The organism is Streptomyces griseoruber (assembly GCF_001514205.1).
Classification (GTDB): Bacteria; Actinomycetota; Actinomycetes; order Streptomycetales; family Streptomycetaceae; genus Streptomyces; species Streptomyces griseoruber.
In genome coordinates this window covers 48,720-70,272 of sequence record NZ_KQ948778.1, presented here as the reverse complement: position 1 = coordinate 70,272, position 21,553 = coordinate 48,720, and the positions used below count along the sequence as shown (strand labels likewise).

The following is a 21,553-nucleotide window of genomic DNA, read 5'->3' as shown; positions in this document are numbered from 1 at the left end:
TCCTGCTAGGTGGCGTCACCGACACCGGCGGAGATCCGCACGGCTCGGTACTGGTCGACGACGCCCTGGTAGGCACTGACCTCGTCAAGTGCGCCGGAGAAGAATGCGCTTCCCGTGGAGCCGGTCAGCGACCGGCCCACCTGGATGCCGACGGTGGAGAAGTCCCAGGTGTTGGGCCACAGTGTCTCGACCCCGCTCAGCTGACCGTTGACGTAGAGCTTCACTTCGCCGAAGACCGCGTCGTAGGCCAGGATCAGGTGGTCGCCGGAGTTCTCGGCACTCGGTGACGGCATCGAATCCGGGCCCGCGGGTGTCGCCACGGTCGCGTCAGCGGCATCCCGGTCCGTCACCGACAGCTGCCAGCGCTTGGTGGCCTGCGAGTAACGGACGACCGCCGCCTGGCCGTTCACCCCGGACAGGGCGAACACCGTCTGGTCCTTGCCCGGGTCGGCCGACGCCAGCCGGGCCCGCGCCGCGACTGCGAAGCTTCCCTGGGCCGCGAACAGCCCCGAACCCCGCTCGGCGAAGCCGCTCGTGCCATCCAGTTGGAGGTGGCCGTCACCCCACAACGGTGCGGCTGGAACAGTCGTGCAGGTCGGGTCCAGCTCGTCGCACACGGCGTCCGCCACCTGGTACACGGAGGCACCCCCGGAGAGCGCAAGTCCTGCCCCGCCACCCGCCTCGGGCGACACCCCGTCCGTCGCCTCGTCGAGCGGCCAGTACCCGACCTGCTCCGGATCGGCCTCGCTCGCGGTGGCCAGCTCCTCCGCGGACAGTAGACGGTCGTACACCTGCACCGAGGACAGCGAGCCCTTGAGGTGGTTCGTGTAGCCCGACAGCGCGAGGGACCGGCCCATCTGCAACCCACCGGTGGCGTTCCACGACGTACGGCGCTGCACGGGCGTGCCCACGGCCTTGCCGCCCTTGTAGAGGGTCAGGGTGTGCTGGTCGGCGTCATAGGCGGCGGCCAGGTTCACCCAGAGGTTGGCGACCACCTTCGTGCTGTCCAGAACCCGCCACTCGCCGAGCGCGTCCATACCGGAGTCGGGGAAGCGGAACTCCCACTTCTGGGTCGCTCCGTCGTACCCCAGCGCGAAGCCGGGCTCGGCCGTACCGTCCTGGCTGACCAACGTCATGTCGCGGGTAGGCAGTTCGGGAAGGTAGGCCCAGAGGGACACGGAGAAGGACTTGGAGGTGTCCACCACCGGAGTCGACGTGGACAGGTGGGCGTCCTGCGATCCGTTGAACGAGGTCGCGATCCTGGCCTTCATGTCACCCAGGTTCGTCACCCCGAAGGTGACGCCGTCACCTTTCGCGGCTGGCGGATCACCCGCCCGTCCCGCTGCCGCCGTCGCGGTCGCCGGGTCGTCCAGCTTCCACGCGGACGCGGGGGCCCGCCCGTTGGTGACGACGAAGCTGTGTCCCGCCAGACTCTGGGCGGACTTGCCGGCCGCGTCGACCGACGTGACCGTCAGCGTCTGCGTACCCGACGTGGTGGGCGCCCAGCGCAGGGTTCCCGGCCGGCCCGTGCCCGACGCCGCGGTCACGGAACCGTTCGTGCCGTCCTGGAACTCGTAGCGGTACGACACGACATCGGTCGAGGTCGACGTGAAGGTGAACGTGCCGTAGTCGCCCACGCCGGCATGCGGAGCGTCGTCGTCCGGGTACTCGGTCGAGACGACCTTCGGAGCGGCAGGCGTCGTCTTGTCGAGGATGAACTCGCAGGCCTGGGGTGGCGCACTGCTCCAGGGGCCCCAGCCCTGCCCGTCACTTCCGCGGACCTGCCACGCGTAGATGACGTTCTCCAGCAGCGTGTAAGACCCGGGGGAGTCGGCGGTCCCCGTGAGACCGGCCTTCGCGGAGAACTTCGCCATACCCGTCTGGCTGTTGGCCGGGTCGGAGTAGGTGCTCTTCGGGTTGGTGACGAACGACGGCACCTGGATCCACTTCGCCGTGGCGGAGTCGTAGCGCGTCAGGATGAACTCGGCGCGCAGCGTCTCGGCTTTACCAGCCACGTCGTTGTGGTCGTAGTCTCGGATGACCGCCGTCATCGTCGGCGGGGTGTCCACGTACGGGCGTGCCGAGCCGGTCACGCACTTGCCGCCGGGCGAGATGCTCATCTCGGCCCTGGAGGGCTGCGGGGGAAGCCGGTTGTACTTCACCTCGAGCTGGCCGTTGCCGCAGAAGCGGTTCCAGTAGGCGTAGCTGGACTCCTCGGAGGACGCGAGCCGGAACGTGGTCGTGGCCCAGCCGCTGTCCGCGGCCTGCTGCACCGCGGAGGCCACGTTGAAGCGGAGGTTCTGGTTCGTCGCGGTGCAGGACCCGGCCCTGGCCGTCGTGGACGCGCTCGTGATCGTCTTCTTGACCGAGGGTTGGTTGCTCCAGTTCGTGGCGGAACTGATCGCGGCCGCACTGGTGCTGTTGACCCGGGACAGGACAACCGAACGGGCAGTGCCGTTGTAGGCGTTCGCGAGGGTGATCGCGAAGTCCGCTTCGATGATGTCCTTCCCCGCGAGCGACCCGGTCGGGATCGCGTAGAACTGACGCTTCCTGTCGTCAGGGCCCGCGCAGAGCGCGGAGATGTCGGCGGGGCAGCGGCCGACGCCCTCGTGGTCGGAGAACTTCCAGAACTCCGCTTCGGGGAAGTGCGAGGAGACCATCGTCCAGCCGGAACGTGTATAGGTCTTGGTCACCGGGTCGATGTACAAGGGGTACGTCGCAGACTTCAGCAGCTTCTTGTCCGGCGTGAGTACCATCGCGCCCTTACGGAAGCCCACCTTCACCGGGGAGACACGGGAGCCTTCTCCCGGCCCCTCCCTGAGATCCTCTCCACGACCCCGGGCCGGGTCGATCTTGCCCCCGCTCACACGTGCACCGCTCTGCGGACCGGAGGTCCCCGCCGAGTCCCACATCTGAGGCTGCGCCGCCTCGAACACCGGTCCGTCCGAGCCCTCGTCCACGGCGACGAGGCCGCCGCCCGACTGGGTCCGAACCTGCACGCCCTGGGTCGTGACGGGCAGGCTGATCTCGCTCAGCAGTGGGTTCTCCGCCGCCTCAGCCGTCTTGACGACGAGGAGGTGCGAGAAGCCGTCGGTGTCCGCGGTGACCGTCAGGTCGACGTCGGGGAGCACGTCTGCGTAGGTAACCGTGCTTCCCTCGACCTCCGGCTCAGGCAGCGCGCCCCCGGGCCAGCTGAGGGACATCTGCTTGCCGGCCCGGTCCAGGGTCGCGAACGGGCCGTCGCCGCCGTTGGAGAACGCCATGTCGGCAGTCGACGCCTTGGGGGTCCAGGTCCCGTTGGCTGTCCGAACGAGCGTGGTGTCGAGCGACGCCCACTTACCGTTCTTGAACACGCGTACGGGCTGGACGTACTCCCGGAGCGTGAAGGTGCCGTCGGGGTTGGCCAGGGTCTCGCTGCGCTCGGTGCGCAGGTTGAGGGCCTCGACCTGCTTCCCGGCCTCGGCTGCCTCCGCCTGGGCCGTTTCCTCGGAGAGGGCCTTGCCGTCGCTGGACGCCTCGCTCTCCGAGACGGCGGCCGCTTCCTTGATCGAGGCCGGACCGCTCGCGGGTAGCCCCACGAGCCCTGCTGTGAACACGGCACCTGCCGTCACGGTCACGATCGCCCCGCGCGCCAGGTTCCGGCGCCGCTGCAAAGCGAGCACCCTCGCCCCCCACTTCTGGTGTTCTCATCGGCTGACTGTCCCAGTCCGTCGTCGCGTCAGCGGACCGTCGCGCCGAAGGCCGCCGCCCCCGCCGCGGGTATACCGCCCACACCCGGCTTCCAGGTCTGTGCAGGCGCGCTGCCCGAGGCCGCGTTCCACGGGAAGCCGTACACCGCACGCCCCGCAGCCGGACCGTAGGGAACACCCACGTACAGCAGGGACGTGCCGGCGGCCAGGCTGATGCCCGCGTACGTCCGGGCCGACGGGCCGGCGGGAATGCCGGCGCCGGGCTCGATCCACGAGTCCGCGGCACCGGGCGCTCCCAGCAGGGAGAAGAACTGGACGCCTCCCGCCTCCGGGGCGCCCGCCGTCGACTCCTCGCCAGGCACGCCCACTGCGAGACGCATCGTCGTAGCCGTACTCACCACGTTCGTGGCGGTGTTCACCGCGGCGAGCCGCTGTCCGAAGTAGTCACCGGTCTCGGCGTCGCCGTCGACACCGTCGACGTTCTGTTCGATCCAGTTGAGGAGGGTGACCGTGCCGTCTGCCGCGATGTGGTAGATCTCCACCCCTCCGGAGTCGGCGACGGTGCCCACGTCCTCGCCCGGTACGCCAACGGCGAGGATGGCGTCCGTGACGGTGGCCGCTCCAGACGGGCGGTAGGGTGCCAGCGCGAGGGCGGTGGCGTACTGGTCGTCCGTCTCGGCGGTGGTGTCGTCCGAGACAACACGGTTCTGGCCCATACCGAAGATCGGATCGGGGATGCCCTCCGTGTTGATGACCGGCCGAAACGCCTGGAGACCGCCCGCGAAGCCGACCGTACCCACGCTCTCACCGGGTGCGCCCACCACGAAGAACCGGTCCGTGGCCGCGATAGATGCGCCGAAACGGTCGTACGCCTCCTCGTCCTCCCACACCCCGGCGCTGCCCTGGGACACGTTCACCGCTGCGTACGAGGTCCCGTAGACATAGCCGAACAGACCCATGTCGGTACCTGCGGCCCCATCCTCGCCGGGGACACCGATGACCAGGTAGGGAATGCCCGTCGTCGAGGTGCCCGCCCCCACCGCGTAACCGAGCCAGTCGCCGGGCTCGGGACCTCCGCCCAGCGGCTGTGTCTCGCCCTGGATGAAGCCCCTGCTGGGAACCTCCGAACCCACCGCGGTGGCCGAGCCGTAGATGATCTGGACGTAGCCGGCGTCCACGACGGTGCCGACATCCTCGTACGGGATACCGACAGCCAGATCGCTGCACCCGTCCTTGTCCGCGTCGTACACCGCGAGCGAAAACCCGAAGCGATCCCCCGCCTCGGCTCCATCGGATACGTTCGCCGTGTCCTGGGAGATCTCGACGACTCCCTTGCCGCCGCCCAGCACGATGTGGACCAGCCCTGCACGCTCCTTGCCCGACACAGTGGCGTCGGGGTCGGCGATGGCGGTGTCTGCGATGCCATCACCGTTGAAATCGGAGGGCGTGCCGCCCGCACACGCGGCCGCAGCCACCGCTTGGCTACCTCCGCCCACTCCCAACCCGAGTAACGCCGTCGCCAGCGCCCCGGCGACACTGCGCCGCCACCCGCCGTTTACCAGCACGAATTCTCTCCCCCCGCGGTTCTGCCACGCCGCGCGCGTGCATGCCCCTTACACCCAGGCTGAAAGCCCGGCTTCCCTTCTTCGCCCCGCCGCTCTCCCACCCCACGACAAGCGGTCCGTAAAGAGAAGCTAAAGAGCTTCAAGCGATCATCCCGTTGCGTGACGTGTGCATGCAATAGCCGTTTCCGCGCCACGAGACGTGACATCAGTCACATAGATCCCGTACGTCGCTCCGTAGGTAGCCGCCGCCGGGCATCCGCTCCCCACTCGCACGGCCCGCTCGCCGTCGGCCCGTATGCTGCGAACTAACCCCGAACCCCGAAGCCCGGACACCGGGCACCGGAAGGCGAAGAAGTGAACTACAGGGTCCAGCCCAGCGCGCAGGTCGACGAGAGCGCCGAGATCGGGGCCGGCAGCAGTGTCTGGGACCTCGCGCAGATCCGCGAGGACGCCCGTCTCGGTGAGGGCTGCGTGATCGGCCGGGGCGCGTATGTCGGCTCCGGCGTACGCATGGGCGACAATTGCAAGCTTCAGAACTATGCGCTCGTCTACGAGCCCGCCGAGCTGGGCAGCGGTGTCTTCATCGGCCCGGCCGTGGTCCTCACCAACGACCACAACCCGCGTTCCGTGGACCCCGACGGCAAGCAGAAGCGCAGCGGCGACTGGGAGGCCGTCGGTGTGAAGATCCTCGACGGTGCCTCGATCGGCGCCCGCGCGGTCTGCGTGGCGCCGCTCACCATCGGCCGATGGGCCATGGTCGCCGCGGGCTCGGTCGTGACCAAGGACGTGCCCGACTTCGCCCTGGTCGTCGGAGTTCCCGCCCGTCGGATCGGCTGGGTCGGGCGGGCCGGAGTACGGCTGGTCGAGCGGGCGGACGAGCCGGGTGTCTGGGAGTGTCCGCGGACCGGCTCCCTCCACGAGGAGAAGAACGGCGTGCTGGTCGAGCGCGGCGTCTGACGCCCCCCCCGGTCCACCCGTGTTTCCGATCACGATGCGGACACGATGCGCCGCTCCGAGCGCAACCTGCCATGGATCTGACGCGTCCAATATTTTGCCAGCCATTTCCCTGCCCGAAACCGCCCCAGCAGACCCAAGCCCATCCCAGAAGAAGAGTTGCTCTGTGAAAGTAGTCAGCATCGTCGGTGCCCGCCCTCAGCTGGTGAAGCTCGCCCCCATCGCGGCGGCCTTCACCGAGACGGACCATGAGCACGTCATCGTGCACACGGGGCAGCACTATGACGCCGATCTCTCCGACGTCTTCTTCTCCGGCCTCGGCATCCCCGACCCCGACGTCCACCTCGGCGTCGGTTCCGGCAGCCACGGCGTGCAGACCGGCGCCGTGCTCTCCGCGCTCGACCCGGTGCTCGAGCGCGAGCAGCCGGACTGGGTGCTCGTCTACGGCGACACCAACTCGACCATCGCCGGGGCACTGTCCGCGGTGAAGATGCATCTGCCGGTCGCTCATCTGGAAGCGGGTCTGCGCTCTTTCAACCGGCGCATGCCCGAGGAGCACAACCGCGTCCTCACCGACCACTGCGCCGATCTGCTGCTGGCCCCGACCGAGGAGGCCGTACGCCACCTCGCCAACGAGGGCCTCGCCGAGCGCACCCGCCTGGCCGGCGATGTGATGGTCGACATCTGCCTGCGCATCCGCGACCAGGTGCGGGCCGGTGAGTTCCCGGCTCCCGAGTTGCCCGAGGGCATCGACCCGGCGCAGCCGTTCCTGCTGGCGACCCTGCACCGCCCGGACAACACCGACGATCCCGAGCGGCTCGCCGCGATCGTCGGCTCGCTGGCCAAGCTGCCGGTGCCGGTGGCGCTCGCCGCCCACCCGCGCCTGGTGGCCCGTGCCGAGGAGCACGGCATCGACCTGGCGCAGGGCAACCTTCACGTCGGCCGCCCGCTGCCCTACGCGAGCCTGGTCGCCGCCGTCCTCGCCTCCGTCGGTGTGGTCACCGACTCGGGCGGTCTACAGAAGGAGGCGTTCCTGCTGGAACGCATCTGCACCACCGTCCGTCCGGAGACGGAGTGGGTGGAGACCGTCGCCACGGGGTGGAACGTCCTCGTTCCCGACCCGCACAGCCCGTCGCCGCAGGAGTGGGCCGAGACGGTGATCCGTCCCGTGCCGACGAACGACCCGGGCACCCCGTACGGCAACGGCACCGCGGCACGTAACGTCATCCGCCTCATGGAAGAAGCGAAGGGGGGCAGCCGGCGCGGCTGATGCGGCCTCGGGAGGCGACCGGCGCACACCGTCGGTCACGCACGTCCCACAGCCTGTACACATCAGCGTGCTAGCGTCAATCGCTATGTCATCCGCTCCCTCGCCCGCGTCGCCTGCGAAGGGCAGACGACCCCACGTCATCTACCTCGCCATCGGATTTCCACCAGCCGCCAAGAGCTCCACGTACCGGATGCGTGAAACCGCCAACCAGTTCGCCAAGGCCGGCTGGGACGTCACAGTCGTCAACATCGCCCGGGAGTCGTGGGAACTCGACTCCGGCATCGACCTCTCCCTGCTCGAGCAGGTCGACCCCAGGGTGAAGATCGAGGAACTGCCGCTGGTCCGCGAAGACCTGGAGACCGACATCCGCCTCTACGACGAGGCGCGTGCCCTGGACCCCCACGGCTGGGTCTCCGAACTCCGCCGCCGTCAGACCCAGGCCTTCCCCGAGCCCAACTTCGGCGAGTGGCGCGACGACCTGGAGCAGGCCGTGCTGCGCATCCACCGCAAGCAGCCGGCGGACCTGCTGCTGGCCAGCTGCGTTCCGTACGTGAACCTCGCCGCGGCCTGGAAGCTGTGGGAGGAGGCGAAGGTCCCCTACGCGGTGGACTTCCGCGACGGCTGGTCCATCGACGTCATCGACGGCGTCGAGGCGTTCGCCCGTGACTCCGAGGAGGGCCGCTGGGAGAAGAAGGTCCTCGACCAAGCGGTGTCCCTGTGGGTGGTCAACGATCCCATCGCCGAGCACTACCGCAAGCGGTACCCGGAGTTCGCCGATCGCGTGCACGTCGTCCGCAACGGCTACGACGCGGACAGCTCGCCGGGCCGCGTGCACAACCCCGACCCCGAGTCCGGTCTGGTCTTCGGCTACCTCGGCACGGTCAACTTCACCGTTCAGCACCTGGAGACCGTCCTGAACGCCTGGCGGGCCGCTCGGGCGAAGGAGCCGCTGCTGGCGAACGCCCGCTTCGAACTGCGTGGCCACATCGGCAACGGAGCCAACCGCGGGGCGAACCGGCACGCCGAGATCCTCAAGGAGGCCGAGGCCGACGGCGTCCTCTACGGCGGTCCCGCCGCCAAGGCCGAGGTCGCCGACGTCTACGCCCGCTGGGACGCCATGGTGCTGGTCCTCATCGGCGGCCGGTACGTCACCTCCGGCAAGGTGTACGAGTACATGGCGACCGGGCTGCCGATCGTATCGGCGCACGCAGTCGAGCACGACGCATCCAATGTGCTGAAGGGGCATCCGCTGTGGACGGGCGCTCCGGGCATCGACGAGGCAGGCCTGACGGAATCATTCGTCAAGGCCGCCCACATGGCCGTGGAGACGACCGACGAGGAGCACGCCGACGCGATGGCCCACGCTGACCAGTTCACTCGTGAGGCGCTGATGTCCGTCGCCGTCAAGAACCTTGTCGAGGAGCTCGCCAAGTGACCGAAGTCCTGCTCGTCGCCACCTCCCGGCCGCAGTTCGGCGTGCTCGCCGACGCGGTGGCCAAGTTGAACGCCCAGGGTGCCCGCGTGCACCTGGCGGGCAGCTTCCACCTGGAGGCCGAGGGCGTCCCCGAGGAGCTCGTCAAGGTCGCGGTGGCCGAGGCGCACCAGCTGCCGCGCAATCTGCACCACCGCAGCCAGGCACTGCGCCGCCGGGTGGGCAAGGCCCCGCGCGGGCTGCGCCAGTGGATCCAGGTGAAGGGGGACTCCTGGCTGCGCTCCCGGGCCCGCAGAGCCGACGTGCTGGTCGCTCTGGACGTCGGCGCCGTGTACACGGTGTGGCGACTGGCCGAGTACAACCGCACCGCGCCCGCGAAGTTCGGGCTCGCGCCCGCACTGAAGGCAGTGGAGGAACTGCGGACCCAGGGCGGCACCACGGCCCGGCGTTCCTCCCTCTTGCCGCCGCTGCATGCCGTCGCCCGTGACGTGCGCCGTGGAGTGGACCAGCTCCCCGGCCAGCTGGTGCGGGCGGCGACCCCGCGGCCCGTAATGCGTTCCGGCGTCGGCGCCCGGCTGTGGCGCTCCGCCGTGACCGCGCCCGGCATGCCCATAAAGGTGCGCGCCACGACCTCTCGGTACGTCGCAGAGGGCATGCAGTGGGCGGGCCGCGTCAGCGGAGCCGCGCTGACCCTCGCGGACGCCGCGGCGAAGATCCCGGACCTGTCCCTGCGGGCCAACCTCTACTACGAGGCCGTCATGCAGGAGATCAAGAAGGGCATCAGCCCCCGCGATCTCGGCAAGGCGGTGAAGGCTCATCTGGCGCTCGCCGACGCGGAGTTCGCCAAGGGCGGGACCGACGAGGCGGCCGAAGCGTTGAACCGCGCGCTGTTCCTGCACTTCCACCGGGTGCTGCACATCGACCAGCTGTCCTCGCCGCTGGCGAAGGACGCCGAGGGGTTCGTCGCCCCTCTGCACATGTCGAAGGCGTTCCAGGCGCTCAGCCGTCCCCGGGGCCGCAGGGTTCCCGCCGCTCCGCTGCCCGGCGACCGCCCGCTGCGGCTGCTGGTGACGACGAGCGCGAACGACAACTTCCTGCATCTGATCAAGGCGCACTTCGCCGACCACCCCGGCGTCGAGCTGCGCTATCTGGACCTGGCCGCGAACAAGCACCTGAAGCGCATCTCCTGGGCGGCCACGCGGATGCTGAAGGACCGGCTGTCGGACAGCAGCAGCGACTATCAGGAAGAGGTGGAGCGCCTGATGCGCCCTCACCTCGACTGGGCCGACACGGTCTTCCTGGAGTGGGCGGCCGGACCGGCCGGCATGCTCACCACCATCGACCCGGGCGACACCCGGATCGTCGTACGCCTGCACAGCTACGAGGCGTTCACACGCTGGCCGCACCTGACGGACTTCTCCCGCATCGACGACCTCGTGTTCGTGGCACCGCACGTGAAGGACCTGACGACATCGCTGGTGCCGGTGCTGCGCGGCGAGCAGGCTCCCCGTATGCACTTCGTCGACAACGCCATGGACCTGTCGGGCTTCAACCGGCCGAAGCCGGCCGAGGCCCGCTTCAACCTCGGCCTGATCGGCATCAGCCAGGTGGCCAAGGACCCCAAGTGGGCCGTGGACGTCCTGGAGCGGGTCCGCAAGCACGACGAGCGCTACCGGCTGATCCTGGTGGGCGGCGACATGGATCCGAAGACCAGCCAGGCCACCAAGGAGTACCTCAAGCAGTTCGAGGAGCTGCTGGAGCCGCTCGAGGAGTCCGGCGCGGTCGTCCGCCTGGGCCCCACGGACGACGTCCCGTCCAAGCTCGTCGACATCGGTACGATCCTCAGCTCCTCCGTGCGCGAGGGCTGCCACGTCGGTGTGATGGAGGGCGCGGCCAGCGGTGCCGTCCCGGTCGTCCGCGACTGGCCGTTCTACGCGGGCAAGCCCAACAGCGCCCGCACCCTCTACCCGGAGGACTGGGTCGTTCCCTCACCCGCTGCTGCGGCCGAGAAGCTCCTGAAGGCGACGGCCACGGAGGAGTCCTGGCGTGCCGCCGGCAAGCTGGCGGCGGAGCACGCGCTGACGGTGTGGGACTGGCCCGTGGTGAAGAAGCACTTCGAGCGGCTGTTCCTCGACGAGAGCTGAGCCGCCCGGGAAAGGGGCCCCGGGAGTCGTCCTGGGGCCCCTTTCTCCTTGCCCTCCGCAGGTCACCTCGTCACCTTCCCGTCGTCGCCCGAAGGGCGGCCGTGTGGCGTCGTGGGGGAGCGTGCCAGGCGTCGAACGCCAGACGGGAAGGTGACGACAGGGACTAGGGATGCCGCAGCCGCCAGCCCGTCCAGGCCGACTCGACCATGGCCCGTACGCCGTGCCGCGCGGTCCAGTTGAGCTCCTCGCGGGCCTGGTCCGCCGACGCCACGACCCGTGCCGGGTCACCGGGGCGGCGTTCCCGGACCCGGGGCTCGAGATCGCGGCCGGTGATCTCAGCGATGATGTGGATCATCTCGGCGACCGAAACGCCTTCGCCGCGGCCGACGTTGAGGACCAGCCGAGCCCCGGGATCGGCCACCAGCCTGCGGGCCGCCGCCACATGCGCGGCGGCGATGTCCTCGACGTGGATGAAGTCACGGATGCAGGTCCCGTCGGGCGTCGGGTAGTCAGCACCGAAGATCCACGGCGCCTCCCCCTCGTCGAGGCGTTCGAAGACCATGGGGACGAGGTTGAACACGCCGTCGTCACCCAGCTCCGGCGTGGCCGCCCCGGCCACGTTGAAGTAGCGCAGAGAGGCCGTCGCGAGGCCGTACCGAGCGCCTGCCGCCGCCACGAGCCACTCCCCGGCGAGCTTGGTCTCACCGTAGGGGTTGATGGGCGCGCACGGCGTCTTCTCCGTGACCAGGTCGACGTCGGGCATGCCGTAGACGGCAGCGGACGAGGAGAACAGGAAACGGCCGACTCCGGCCTCGGCCGCGGCGTCGAGCAGCGTGCGCAGACCCTCGACGTTCTCGTGGTAGTAGTACAGCGGTCGCGCCACGGACTCGGCGACCTGCTTCTTTCCGGCGATGTGCACGATGCCGGTGACGGCGTGCTCGCGGAGCACCCGGTCGAGCACGTTCGAGTCGAGCACCGTGGCGACCTCCAGGACGACACCGTCCCGCAGCCGCTCGGCACGGCCCGTGCTCAGGTCGTCGAGAACCACGACCCGCTCACCGGCACCCACCATCGCGTTCACCACGTGGGAGCCGATGTAGCCGGCACCACCCGTGATCAGCCAGGTCATGCAAAGCCCTTCCTGACAAGGGCCCCGCCCCGACGTCGGGGCGGGGCCTTGAGTTCTGTCCCGTATCGAGCGGCCTCAGCCGCCGATGACCACCCGCCGGACGCCCTTCCATGCCTCCGGGTCCGTCGTACGACGCCCGTCGACCAGGACCGTGACGTCCGGCAGGTCCGCCGGGGTCAGGGCGCGGTACTCGGCGTGGTCGGCCTGGAGGATCGCCGCGGTGACCTTCTCGCCCGCATGCGGGGTGAGGCCGTGCGCGGCCAGCTCCTCGGCCGTGTACATCGGGTCCGAGACGAACGGGACCGCGCCACGCGCCTTGAGGGCCTCGACGGTCGGGAAGACGCCCGAGAACGCCGTCTCCTTCACACCACCGCGGTAGGCGGCGCCCAGGACGAGGACGTTCACCCCGGTGAGGTCGCCGTAGGCGGCCGCCAGCAGGTCCACCGCGTACTGCGGCATCGCCGCGTTCGCCTCACGGGCGGAGCGCACGACGGTCGCGGACGGGTCGTTCCACAGGTACATCCGCGGGTAGATCGGGATGCAGTGCCCGCCGACGGCTATGCCCGGCTGGTGGATGTGGCTGTACGGCTGCGAGTTGCAGGCCTCGATGACCTTCTTGACGTCGATGCCGTTGCTGTCCGCGAACCGCGCGAACTGGTTCGCCAGACCGATGTTGACGTCCCGGTAGGTCGTCTCGGCCAGCTTCGCCAGCTCGGAGGCCTCGGCGGTGCCCAGGTCCCACACCCCGTTGGCCTGCGGCAGGTCGGCGCGCTCGTCGAAGTCGAGGACCTGCTCGTAGAACTCCACACCGCGGGCCGACGACGCCTCGTCGATGCCGCCGACCAGCTTGGGGTAGCGGCGCAGGTCGGCGAAGACCCGGCCGGTCAGGACGCGCTCCGGGGAGAAGACCAGGTGGAAGTCCTCGCCCGCGGTCAGGCCCGAGCCCTCGGCGAGCATCGGCGCCCAGCGGGTGCGGGTGGTGCCGACCGGGAGGGTCGTCTCGTACGAGACCAGCGTGCCGGGCTTCAGGCCGTGCGCGATCGCCTTGGTCGCCGCGTCCATCCAGCCGAAGTCCGGGGTGCCCTCGGCGTCCACGAACAGCGGGACGACCACGACGACGGCCTCGGACTCGGCGACCGCGGACGCGGTGTCCGTGGTCGCGCTCAGCAGACCGGCGTCGACGGCCTGCTTCAGCTTGACGTCGAGGTCGTGCTCACCGGGGAACGGCTCGACACCGGCGTTGACCAGCTCGACGACCTTCTCGTTGACGTCCGCGCCGATGACCCGGTGGCCCTTGGAGGCGAACTGCACCGCCAGCGGGAGCCCGATCTTGCCGAGCGCTACTACACAGATGTTCATGGAGGGTCGCTACTTCTTCCTTTTGGAACGGGACTTCAGTTTCCGGACAAGGCCCCCCAGCGCCCGCCGGACCACAGTCCTCTTCGGGGGGTACATCTGGGCCGTGTCGACCACCACGCGTCCCTTGGGGTTGACCAGGGCCGACGCCCGGTACGGATCGTCGTCCCTCCCCCACTTGCGGGCCAGCGGCATGGGCAGTCCCCTGCCGCTCACGGGGATCTCGTACGTCGAACCGGCCACGTCGACGTACACCCGCACGCCCCACTTGCCGGTGGCCGGCTCCAGCGGGACACGGGCGTGCAGCACGGTGGCGGCGGTGCCGGGCACGGCCGGCTCCACCCTCATCTCGCCCACCACGGGCCGGAGCTCGTGCCCGGGCTTCAGCCGGCGCGCGCCCGGCTTGTCGGCCGACTTGGGCATCGCGCCCTTGACCAGGCGCAGGGCCACACCGGCCCCCTCGACGTCGCCCAGGACCGGCACCCGTACGGACGCCGTGTAGGCGAGCTTCTCGCCCTGCTGGTCCCAGGCGGAGTCCAGCAGCACGGTGCCCTTGGCGAGGCGGCCCGGGACGGCCTCCCCGACCAGCTCGTAGACCCGGTCGGACACCCCGATCCGGGGGTCGCGGAAGCCCGGGTAGCGGGCGTAGGCGCGCTCGCCCTCCACCACGAACGGGGGCGCCCCGTGCTCCGCCTCCGAGGAGATCGCCTCGGACAGCTCGTCGATGGCGACGGCCTGCGCCAGCGCGATCCGCACCCGGCGCTTGACGTCCATGGCGTCACGGATGCCGTCGGTGAAGTACACGTCCGCCAGCCGGCCGATGCCGGTGCAGATCTGCCGCTGCAACTCCCGGTCCAAGGAAGGGAAGTCGCCCTGGACGAGCTTGGCCAGCTCCCAGGTGAAGTGCCGGCGCAGCAGGGCGTCGCGCTGCGGGCCCTCCTCTACGAGACCCGCTGTGAAGTCCATGATCTCGGCCGCCGCCCGCAGCCGCGCCAGATGGTCGGCGCGGTAGGTGATGTTGCTGGCGTCGCCGCGCTTGACCGCGTAGTAGCAGGTGTAGTCGCCCACCACCGAGATCTTCCGGGCGCGCACGCACGCCTCGATGGTGAACGGCTGGTCACTGCCCACGGGCAGGTGCTCCGGGAAGCGCAGGTGGTACTTCTCCACCATGTCCCGCCGGAACAACTTGGTGTTGGCCAGCGTGAACGGCAGCGCGGAGTCGTACAGGCTGACGTCCGCGACGTTCTCCTTGTACAGCGCCTGGTGCACGTACCGGCCGTTGGTGCCGACCATCTTGCCTACAACGACGTCCGAGTCGTTGGCGTCGGCGCAATTCACCATGCGTTCCAGCGCCTCTTCGCCGAGGTAGTCGTCGGAGCCGATGAAGTAGACGTAACGGCCGGTGACCACGTCCAGCGCGCGGTTGCTGGGTGAGGCCGGGCCGCCGGAGTTCGGCTGGTGGATCACCTTGACGGTGTCCGGGTACAGCGCCGCGAACCGGTCCAGTTCGCGGCCGCTGTCGTCGGTGGAGCCGTCGTCGACGGCGACGACCTCCAGGCGTTCCCGGCCGATACTCTGCCCGATCAGGGAGTTCAGGCACTCCGTCAGATAGGGCATCGTGTTGTACACCGCGACGACCACGCTGACGTCAGGCGCAACACTCATTCCCCTGCTCCACTTCCCCCGTTGTGGCGATGCTCAACTGCCATGAGTTGCAAGGTCCTTCACCTGAAGGGAAACGCTGCGGTTCTGTGTAGCCGACTCCAGCACGGCGGCCGCCACCTGAACAGTGCGCATTCCCTGGCGCAGGGTGCAGATGTCGGCCTCCTTGCCGAGCACCGCGTCCCGGAATAGCTCGTGCTCGACGAGCAGCGGCTCGCGCTTGGGTATGGCGTACCGGATCATGTCGCCCTCGGACACCCCGCGGAAGGCCTGGAGGGCCTCCCACTCGGTGGTGACCGCGGCGTTGGAGTGGAAGGTCAGGTCGGCGGTGAGGGTGTCGGCGATGAAGCAGCCGCGCTCCCCGGTCACCGAGGTGAAGCGCTCCTTGAGCGGGCTGAGCCAGTTCACCAGGTGGTTCACCATGGTGCCGTCGTCGAGGCGGCCCACCGCGGAGACCATGTCCTCGTGCACACGGCCGCTCTTGGAGACGGTGTGCGCGGCGATGGACACGTACTCGCGTCCGGTCACCCAGCCCGTCAGGTCGATGTCGTGGGTGGCGAGGTCCTTGACCACGCCGACGTCCGCGATGCGGTGCGGGAACGGGCCCTGACGACGGGTCACGACCTGGTAGACGTCACCGAGTTCACCGGCCTCCAGGCGGGCGCGCAGCGAGCGCAGCGCCGGGTTGCAGCGCTCGATGTGGCCGACACCGGCGACCAGGGAGCGGGACTCGAACGCCTCGACGAGGCGGCGGGCGCCGTCCACGGTCTCCGCGACGGGCTTCTCGATGAGCGCGCACACCCCGGCCTCGGCGAGCGCCAGACCGACCTGCTCGTGCAGGTGGGTGGGGCAGGCCACGACCGCGTAGTCGACGCCGAGGGCGATGAGTTCCTCGACGGTGTCCAGGATCGGCGCGCCCTGGGCGGCGCCGAACTTGTCGCCCATCGGGTCGACGACGCCGACCAGGTCGACACCCTCCAGACCGGACAGGACCCGGGCGTGGTGACGGCCCATGGAACCGAGGCCGACGAGTCCCGCGCGCAGCGGCTTCCCGTTGCTCACAGCCGCTCCCCCAGCGTGTTCACGGCGGCGGCGATCCGCTCGAGGTCGTTCGCGGACAGCGAGGGGTGCACGGGCAGCGACACGACCTCGGCGGCGGCGCGCTCGGTCTCGGGCAGGTCCCAGGTGCGGCCCGCCTTCTGGTCCGGCTCCCAGTACGGCTTCAGCCGGTGGATGGGGGTCGGGTAGTACACGGCGTTGCCGATGCCGGCCTCGGTCAGCCCGGCCATGACGGCCTCGCGGTCGCCCTGGATGCGCACGGTGTACTGGTGGTAGATGTGCCGGGCGCCCTCGGCGACCTTCGGCGTGACCACGTTCGGCGCGCTGATGTGCTCGGTGAGGTACGCGGCGTTGGCGATGCGCTGCTCGGTCCAGCCGTCGAGCTTGCCGCGCTGGACGCGGCCGATCGCGGCGGAGACGTCCGTCATACGGACGTTGGCGCCGACGATCTCGTTGGCGTAGCGCTGCTCCATGCCCTGGTTGCGCAGCAGGCGCAGGGTGCGGGCGACCTCGGCGTCCCCGGTGGAGATCATGCCGCCCTCGAGGCTGTGCATGTTCTTCGTCGGGTAGAAGCTGAAGGTGCCCGCGGCGCCGAAGGCACCGACCGGGGTGCCGTTCAGGGCGGCGGCGTGCGCCTGGCAGGCGTCCTCGACGACGGCGAGACCGTGCTGCGCGGCGATCGCCATGATCCGGTCCATCGCGGCCGGGTGGCCGTACAGGTGGACCGGCATGATCGCGGCGGTGCGCGGCGTGATGGCCGCCTCGACCGCGGCGGGGTCCAGACAGAAGGTGTCGGCGTCGATGTCGGCGAAGACCACGTCGGCCCCAACGAGCCGCACCGCGTTGGCGGAGGCCGCGAAGGAGAAGGACGGCACGATCACCTCGTCGCCCGGGCCGAGGCCGAGGGCCATCAGCGACAGGTGGAGGGCGGAGGTGCCGGAGTTGACCGCGACGCAGTGACGCCCGTCTACCAGCTCCGAGAACTCCTCCTCGAAGGCGGCCACCTCGGGACCCTGGACGACCCGGCCACTGCGCAGAACGCGCACCGCTGCCTCGATCTCGTCCTCGTCGATCACGGGTCTGGCGGCCGGTATGAACTCATGGGCGTCGGTCATCGACGTACCCCTCCTCTACGGCGACCTCTAAGGCGCACCACGTCATGCGGTCGGGAAGGGCCATGTCGATGTTCAGCACGGCCGCATCCCTGGTTGTCCATGGCCGCCTGTGGGCGGATGGACGGCTTGTACACAGGACCCCGCCCCCCGAGGGTTCCTTGCGGGAAGTCAGCCGTACCCGGTACGGGGACCGGATGTGCTCATCGGCTGTGGTCACGGTGTGCATGTCTTTGGCCACCGGGACCAGACTGCACGTTACCAGCACGGGGACGGCAATTTTCCCGAGTGTTACCACAGAGAAACCACCACCCTGGGTGCCCTCGATCACAAGCAAGACACAGCGTAACTCTACGGTAAACACAGTGCGACACGAGGTGAGGGGCGAGCCGGGGGCGTGCGGACGACGGCGCGGGCGCCCGGTTCGCACCGGACGCCCGCGACGTGGTCGCACCGCAGGTGAGAGGGTCAGTCCTCGGTCGCCTGCGCCGCCGCCGTCTTCTTCGCGACCGTCGCCTTGGCGGCCTTCTTGGCCGTCGTCTTCTTGGCGGCGGTCTTCTTCGCGGCCGTCTTCTTGGCCGTCACCGTCTTCTTGGTGGCGGCCTTCTTGGCCGTGGTCTTCTTGGCCGTCTTGCGGGCGGCCGTCTTCTTGGCGGGAGCGGCCTCCTCACCGGCGACGCCCTCGGCTTCGGTGGCCTCCGCCTCGGTGGCCACCGCTTCCGTGGCCTCCGCTTCCGTGGCCTCGGCCGCGACGGGCTCCGCCTCGACGGCCTCCGTCGCGGCCGACGGGACGACCACGACGGCCGTCTCCTCGGACGCGGCCGGCGCGGTGGCCTTGCGCACGGCACGGCGCCGCGGGCGGGCCGGGGCCGCGCTCTCGACGACCGGCTCGGCCTCGGCGACCGGCTCGGCCCCGACGGGCTCCGCCTCGGCGACCGGGGCCTCCACGGCGGGCTCGACGACCGTCACCACGGCGGCCTCCGCACCGGCGGGCGAACCGGCCGGCGCGGACACCTTGCGGGTGGCGCGACGACGGGTACGGCCCTTGGGCGCGGCCTCCTCGGCAGCGGGTGCCTCGGCGACGGGGGCCTCCACGGCGACCGGCTCGGCCTGCGCGGTGGGCACCTCCACGAGCGCCTCGACAGGCGTCTCGACGGCTGCCTCGACGGCTGCCTCGACGGGTGCCTCGACGGCTGCCTCGACAGACACCTCGACGGGTGTCTCGTCGAGCTCCTCGGCCGGCTCCTCCGCGGCGAACACCTCGCCACGGCCTCCCCGGCGCCCGGCGCCCCTCGGCGCACCGGCCGGAGCGGACGCCCGGCGGCTCGCCCTCCGACGGCCGCGCCCACGGGTGGCCGCGGCCTCCGCCTCGGCGACGCTGCTGTACAGCTCCTCGTCCGGGGCGAACTCCGGGGGCGTCAGCGCGACCGGCTCGGCCAGCTCGGCGGCGACCTCGGCCTCGCTCTCGGCCTCCTCCTCGACGCCCACCAGCGGCTCGGCGGTCTCGACGGCCACGGCCTCGTGCTCGTGCTCGTGGGCGTCGCCGCCCCGGCCGCGCTTCTTGCGCTTGCCGCCGCCACCGAGGGAGGTGGGCTGCTCCATGTGGACGATGACACCGCGGCCGTTGCAGTGGACGCAGGTCTCGGAGAAGGACTCCAGCAGACCCTGGCCCACCCGCTTGCGGGTCATCTGCACGAGGCCCAGCGAGGTCACCTCGGCGACCTGGTGCTTCGTACGGTCGCGGCCCAGGCACTCCAGCAGGCGGCGCAGCACCAGGTCCCGGTTGGACTCCAGCACCATGTCGATGAAGTCGATCACGATGATGCCGCCGAGGTCGCGCAGCCGCAGCTGACGCACGATCTCCTCGGCCGCCTCCAGGTTGTTCCTGGTGACCGTCTCCTCCAGGTTGCCGCCCTGGCCGGTGAACTTGCCGGTGTTGACGTCGACGACGACCATCGCCTCGGTCCGGTCGATCACCAGCGAACCGCCGCTGGGCAGCCAGACCTTGCGGTCCAGCGCCTTGGCGAGCTGCTCGTCGATCCGGTACGTGGCGAAGACGTCGACCTCGGAGGTCCACTTCGACAGCCGCTCGGCCAGGTCGGGCGCGACGTGCGAGACGTACCCGTGGATGGTCGACCAGGCGTCGTCGCCGCTGACGACGACCTTGGAGAAGTCCTCGTTGAAGATGTCGCGGACGACCCGGACGGTCATGTCCGGCTCGCCGTACAGCAGCGACGGCGCGTTCGAGCTGCCGCCGTTCCTGGACTTCTTCTGGATGTCCTCCCACTGCGACTGGAGGCGCTCGACGTCACGGCGCAGCTCGTCCTCGCTCGCACCCTCGGCGGCGGTGCGCACGATGACGCCCGCGTCGTCGGGGACGATCTTCTTCAGGATCGTCTTCAGCCGGGCCCGCTCGGTGTCGGGCAGCTTGCGGCTGATGCCGGTCATCGAGCCCTCGGGGACGTACACGAGGTAGCGGCCCGGGAGGGAGACCTGGCTGGTCAGCCGGGCGCCCTTGTGTCCGATCGGGTCCTTGGTCACCTGGACGAGCACGGACTGCCCGGACTTCAGCGCGGACTCGATACGGCGCGGTCCGTTGGCCATGCCGAGCGCCTCGAAGTTGACCTCACCGGCGTACAGGACGGCGTTGCGGCCCTTGCCGATGTCGATGAACGCGGCCTCCATCGACGGCAGCACGTTCTGGACCTTGCCCAGGTAGACGTTGCCGACGTACGAGGTCGACTGCTCCTTGTTGACGTAGTGCTCGACGAGCACGCCGTCCTCCAGGACGCCGATCTGCGTGCGCTCGCCGCTCTGGCGGACGACCATCACGCGCTCGACGGCCTCGCGGCGGGCCAGGAACTCGGCCTCGGTGATGATCGGGACGCGTCGGCGGCCCTGCTCACGGCCTTCGCGGCGGCGCTGCTTCTTGGCCTCCAGACGCGTGGAGCCCTTGATGGACTGCACCTCGTCGGAGGGCTCGGCGGGCTTGCGGGGCTCACGGACCTTGACGACGGTCCGCTCGGGGTCGCCGTCGCCGGGCTCGGTGTCGGCGCCGCTGTCTCCGGCGCGACGACGGCGGCGGCGCCGGCGACGGCTGCCCGCGGTGGAGCCGCCGGCCTCGTCCTCGGCGTCCTCGGCGTCCTCTTCATTCTGCTCGGCCGTGTCCTCGGCGTCCTGCTCGGCCTGCTCGGCGGCGAGTTCGTCGGACTCGGCGTCCACGCCGTCGTCGCCGTCGGCGGCCTCGCCCCGGCGGCGACGACGCCCACCGCGGCGACGGCGACGGCGCGAACCGGTCTCCTCGCCGTCCTCGTCGCCCTCGACCCCGTCCTCGGCGGCCTCGTCGGCCTCCTCCGGCTCGGTCTCGTCCGCCGCCTCCGCGGCAGGCGCGGTCCCGGTCCGCACGGCGGCCTCGGTCTCCTCGGCGAAGGCGGCGCCCCGGCGACGACGGCGTCGGCGCGAGCCGGCCTGCTCCTCGGCGGGAAGCTCCTCGGTGGGAAGCTCCTCGGTCTCCTCGGCCTCGGCCGGCTCCTCGGCGGACGCGGCGGCAGCCTCGGCGGCGGCGCGCTGCGGCGTCTGGAACTGCGGCTCGGCGAACACGGGCGCCTGGAACACGGCGACCGCGGGCCGCGCGGGCCGGCGCGGCGCGTCGCCCTCGCCGTTCTGCGCGGGCGCGGGCTCGGAGAAGCCACCGGCGGCCCGGCGCACGACGCGCCGACGGGCCCGTCGCGTACCGGCTTCCTCGTCGGCGGGGGCCTCGGAGACGGCCGGGGCACGGGTGGTGGCCTCGACCGCCGGGGCCTGGGCGGCGGCCTCGGGGGCCTTCACCTCGGCAGCGGCAGGCTCGGCGGCGGCCTCGGTCACGACGGTCACGGCCGGCTCGGCCTCGCCCTCGGCGGCGGCACCGGCGGGCGCGGTCACCCGGCGGGTGGCCCGGCGACGGCTACGCGGCGCGGGCGCGGCCTCCTCGGAGACCTCCGCGGCGGTGGCCGGGGCCTCGGCGGGCGTCTCGGCCACGCCGGACGTCTCCGTCTCATCGCTCACCGTGGCCTCGGCCGGAGCCGGAGCACCGGCGGGCGCCGACGCCCGACGCGTGGCCCGGCGACGGGTACGCGGCGCGGCAGCGGCCTCCTCGGTGACCTCCGCCACAGCCTCCACCTCGGCAGCGGCAGCCACCGGCG

Annotated in this window: 12 protein-coding genes; 4 read left to right on the top strand and 8 right to left on the bottom strand. The window is 70.6% G+C overall.

Annotated elements, in window-relative coordinates; translation table 11 throughout:
• Window positions 1-5 precede the first annotated feature (5 nt).
• Window positions 6-3,578: a LamG domain-containing protein gene (locus AQJ64_RS33290; protein ID WP_157880862.1), complete on the bottom strand. Its 3,573-nt coding sequence runs from the start codon at window positions 3,576-3,578 to the stop codon at window positions 6-8.
• A 140-nt stretch (window positions 3,579-3,718) separates the two neighbouring features.
• A complete protein-coding gene (locus AQJ64_RS33285) occupies window positions 3,719-5,164 on the bottom strand; it encodes a hypothetical protein (RefSeq protein WP_055632584.1) in 1,446 nt (481 codons plus the stop codon).
• A gap of 444 nt (window positions 5,165-5,608) precedes the next feature.
• Here AQJ64_RS33285 and AQJ64_RS33280 point away from each other — a divergent pair, with 444 nt between their 5' ends.
• The 4 genes from AQJ64_RS33280 to AQJ64_RS33265 all read left to right on the top strand — a co-directional run bounded on the left by AQJ64_RS33280 (window position 5,609) and on the right by AQJ64_RS33265 (window position 11,054).
• Window positions 5,609-6,211: an acyltransferase gene (locus AQJ64_RS33280; protein ID WP_055632583.1), complete on the top strand. Its 603-nt coding sequence runs from the start codon at window positions 5,609-5,611 to the stop codon at window positions 6,209-6,211.
• 163 nt (window positions 6,212-6,374) lie between these two features.
• Window positions 6,375-7,478, top strand: coding sequence for a non-hydrolyzing UDP-N-acetylglucosamine 2-epimerase (gene wecB, locus AQJ64_RS33275; RefSeq protein ID WP_055632582.1), 1,104 nt, complete (start codon window positions 6,375-6,377; stop codon window positions 7,476-7,478).
• Window positions 7,479-7,668: 190 nt separating this feature from the next.
• On the top strand, window positions 7,669-8,913 hold the full coding sequence (locus AQJ64_RS33270; protein WP_206189639.1) for a glycosyltransferase: 1,245 nt from the start codon (window positions 7,669-7,671) through the stop codon (window positions 8,911-8,913).
• Window positions 8,910-11,054 (top strand): glycosyltransferase family protein, encoded by a 2,145-nt coding sequence (locus AQJ64_RS33265; RefSeq protein WP_055632580.1) that lies wholly within the window; start codon window positions 8,910-8,912, stop codon window positions 11,052-11,054. The genes AQJ64_RS33270 and AQJ64_RS33265 overlap by 4 nt, the downstream gene beginning before the upstream one ends.
• A gap of 163 nt (window positions 11,055-11,217) precedes the next feature.
• On the opposite strand, the gene galE is transcribed toward AQJ64_RS33265, so the two are convergent.
• The 6 genes from galE to AQJ64_RS33235 form a co-directional block, all read right to left on the bottom strand.
• Window positions 11,218-12,183 carry a UDP-glucose 4-epimerase GalE gene (gene galE / locus AQJ64_RS33260; RefSeq protein WP_055632579.1) on the bottom strand — a complete coding sequence of 322 codons (966 nt, stop codon included), beginning with the start codon at window positions 12,181-12,183 and terminating at the stop codon, window positions 11,218-11,220.
• 75 nt (window positions 12,184-12,258) lie between these two features.
• Window positions 12,259-13,542 carry a nucleotide sugar dehydrogenase gene (locus AQJ64_RS33255; protein WP_055632578.1) on the bottom strand — a complete coding sequence of 428 codons (1,284 nt, stop codon included), beginning with the start codon at window positions 13,540-13,542 and terminating at the stop codon, window positions 12,259-12,261.
• Window positions 13,543-13,551: 9 nt separating this feature from the next.
• Window positions 13,552-15,204, bottom strand: coding sequence for a glycosyltransferase family 2 protein (locus tag AQJ64_RS33250; RefSeq protein WP_055632577.1), 1,653 nt, complete (start codon window positions 15,202-15,204; stop codon window positions 13,552-13,554).
• 33 nt (window positions 15,205-15,237) lie between these two features.
• The gene (locus AQJ64_RS33245; RefSeq protein ID WP_055632596.1) at window positions 15,238-16,215 is read right to left on the bottom strand and encodes a Gfo/Idh/MocA family protein; all 978 of its coding nucleotides are present in this window, start codon (window positions 16,213-16,215) and stop codon (window positions 15,238-15,240) included.
• 44 nt (window positions 16,216-16,259) lie between these two features.
• The gene (locus AQJ64_RS33240; protein ID WP_055632576.1) at window positions 16,260-17,375 is read right to left on the bottom strand and encodes a DegT/DnrJ/EryC1/StrS family aminotransferase; all 1,116 of its coding nucleotides are present in this window, start codon (window positions 17,373-17,375) and stop codon (window positions 16,260-16,262) included.
• Window positions 17,376-17,840: 465 nt separating this feature from the next.
• A partial coding sequence (locus AQJ64_RS33235; protein WP_063808097.1) for an Rne/Rng family ribonuclease occupies window positions 17,841-21,553 on the bottom strand: 3,713 nt, incomplete at its 5' end.

What these genes read in the sequence shown, in the direction of transcription:
- AQJ64_RS33250 (WP_055632577.1), bottom strand. Translation starts at nt 15,204, where the DNA reads ATGAGTGTTGCGCCTGACGTCAGCGTGGTCGTCGCGGTGTACAACACG.
- AQJ64_RS33255 (WP_055632578.1), bottom strand. Translation starts at nt 13,542, where the DNA reads ATGAACATCTGTGTAGTAGCGCTCGGCAAGATCGGGCTCCCGCTGGCG.
- AQJ64_RS33240 (WP_055632576.1), bottom strand. Translation starts at nt 17,375, where the DNA reads ATGACCGACGCCCATGAGTTCATACCGGCCGCCAGACCCGTGATCGAC.
- AQJ64_RS33270 (WP_206189639.1), top strand. Translation starts at nt 7,669, where the DNA reads ATGCGTGAAACCGCCAACCAGTTCGCCAAGGCCGGCTGGGACGTCACA.
- AQJ64_RS33245 (WP_055632596.1), bottom strand. Translation starts at nt 16,215, where the DNA reads ATGGGCCGTCACCACGCCCGGGTCCTGTCCGGTCTGGAGGGTGTCGAC.
- galE (WP_055632579.1), bottom strand. Translation starts at nt 12,183, where the DNA reads ATGACCTGGCTGATCACGGGTGGTGCCGGCTACATCGGCTCCCACGTG.